The organism is Acetobacter pasteurianus subsp. pasteurianus LMG 1262 = NBRC 106471 (assembly GCF_000285275.1).
Taxonomy (GTDB): Bacteria; Pseudomonadota; Alphaproteobacteria; order Acetobacterales; family Acetobacteraceae; genus Acetobacter; species Acetobacter pasteurianus.
In genome coordinates, this window is the sequence record NZ_CADO01000123.1 from 1 (window position 1) to 1,570 (window position 1,570).

Below are 1,570 nucleotides of genomic sequence, written 5' to 3' on the forward strand. Positions count from 1 at the left end.
CACGGCCAGAACGGTTCCCAGAATGGAGAGAGCGGTCACAGACATCAGCTTTGCGCGCAGATGTCCGACATTCACCTGCATGGCTCCCGCAAAAAGCAGCAGCGAAAGGGCACCGTTCAGAAGTGCCGCAGGCAAATTGATGGCACCGAGCACGGATCGTGGGAGAGCCTGAAGATCATAGGCCGGGATCAGCGGGTTCAGGATCATGACCAACAGCGAGGTCAGCAATGAGAAGACCAGAACGCCAATCGTGACAGGAACACGCAATGTGTGGTGGTTGAGAATGCTGAAGCCTGCCGAGAAGGTCAGGAGCAGGGCAAGAAGACTGATTGTATCCATGGCCTCATCGCTGGCCGCCCTGGCGCCTCACGTCAAGAAAAACCGGGAATAGTCTGTTATTCGAGAAACTTAACCGGGCATTGAATGGCAAAAATGAGGGCGGGAGCTGACTTTCTACCAAGAAAGTAAATTCACTCTGTTCGCTTCGGAGCCAGTTCATAAATCTCATTATCGGCTCTCCGGCCAACGGCAATTACATAGATGACGATCCGTTCGTCGATGACCTGATAAACAAGGCGGTAACCATCTTTCAGAAGCTTGATCTTATAAAACCCTGATAGGTCGCGATGCAGTTCGTTTCCTGGAGAGTGAGGGTTCTAGATCAGCTTTTCCAGCTTCTTTTCAAATTTCTTACGCACGCTGCCGTCAAGAGCATCCCACTCTCTGAGTGCTCTGTCGTCGAATTCAAGACAATACTCTTTCATTCGCGATGACGGTTCTTAAGCTCTGCAAAAGTCATACGATGCTTTTGGGCAGGGTTTTTTAGGCGTTCGCGCACAATCTCGATAAGCTCCGCATCCTCGTCTGTGACAAGCCTCCGCTTGACGGGAGAGCGACCCGTTTCAGCAATATACGCGAGCGTATCGCGCAGTGCGTCAGAAAGTGAAATGCCTTGAGTCGACAACTTCTTAACTGCGGCTGCCTTCAGCGTTTCATCTACCCGGAATGTAACAGCAGACATACAAAGCCTCCTTGCGTGTATGCACATATGTATCACAGCTGTTGGTACAAATGAAGCGAAAGATGGTCGATGCTGATGTCTGCATTCGAGAAACCTGATCGGTTGCGGAAACGGCAGAAAAGAGGCGACTGCCGCCAGTCTGCTTAATTCTTGAGGCCGACAGGCAGATTTGGGGGGTAAACTGCCTGTCCGTTTTCTGGCTGACTTACACAGGAAACGGCCGAAACATGGCCCTCATAACGACGCGCCATTATTGAAGTGTGCGTTGAAAAACGGTATGGCGATCACGCGTCGATGCACGTCGCTGACTGAACATTTCATTATGCCGCCTGCCCAATGACGACCCCTCCCAGCGCGCTGATACCGACTACCATCAGGGGTGGCGCCCGCCAGACGGTCAGCAGGACGAAACCGACCAGCACGATCCCGAAATCCGCCGCCGACCTGACCGCGCTCGTCCAGACCGGTGTATAGAGCGCCGCCCCCAGCAGGCCCACGACGCGGATTTCTCACACTTGAGGCAATTTCGGGTCATTTTGTAGAATTCAG

Annotated in this window: 2 protein-coding genes and 2 pseudogenes; all 4 read right to left on the minus strand. The window is 52.8% G+C overall.

What is annotated here, in order from left to right:
* A pseudogene (locus APA10_RS11840) lies at window positions 1–339 on the minus strand (cation:proton antiporter); the annotation flags it as partial.
* 131 nt (window positions 340–470) lie between these two features.
* Window positions 471–764 (minus strand): annotated as a pseudogene (locus tag APA10_RS14765) (type II toxin-antitoxin system RelE family toxin).
* Window positions 761–1,021 carry a type II toxin-antitoxin system RelB/DinJ family antitoxin gene (locus APA10_RS11850; RefSeq protein WP_003631405.1) on the minus strand — a complete coding sequence of 87 codons (261 nt, stop codon included), beginning with the start codon at window positions 1,019–1,021 and terminating at the stop codon, window positions 761–763. Before APA10_RS11850 ends, APA10_RS14765 begins: the two are co-directional and overlap by 4 nt.
* A gap of 320 nt (window positions 1,022–1,341) precedes the next feature.
* Entirely contained in the window at window positions 1,342–1,518 is a 177-nt protein-coding gene (locus APA10_RS14770) for a hypothetical protein (RefSeq protein WP_250697692.1), read from the minus strand.
* Between the last annotated feature and the right edge of the window lie 52 nt (window positions 1,519–1,570).

Coding starts and splice junctions, on each gene's coding strand:
- APA10_RS11850 (WP_003631405.1), bottom strand. CDS start 1,021: ATGTCTGCTGTTACATTCCGGGTAGATGAAACGCTGAAGGCAGCCGCA.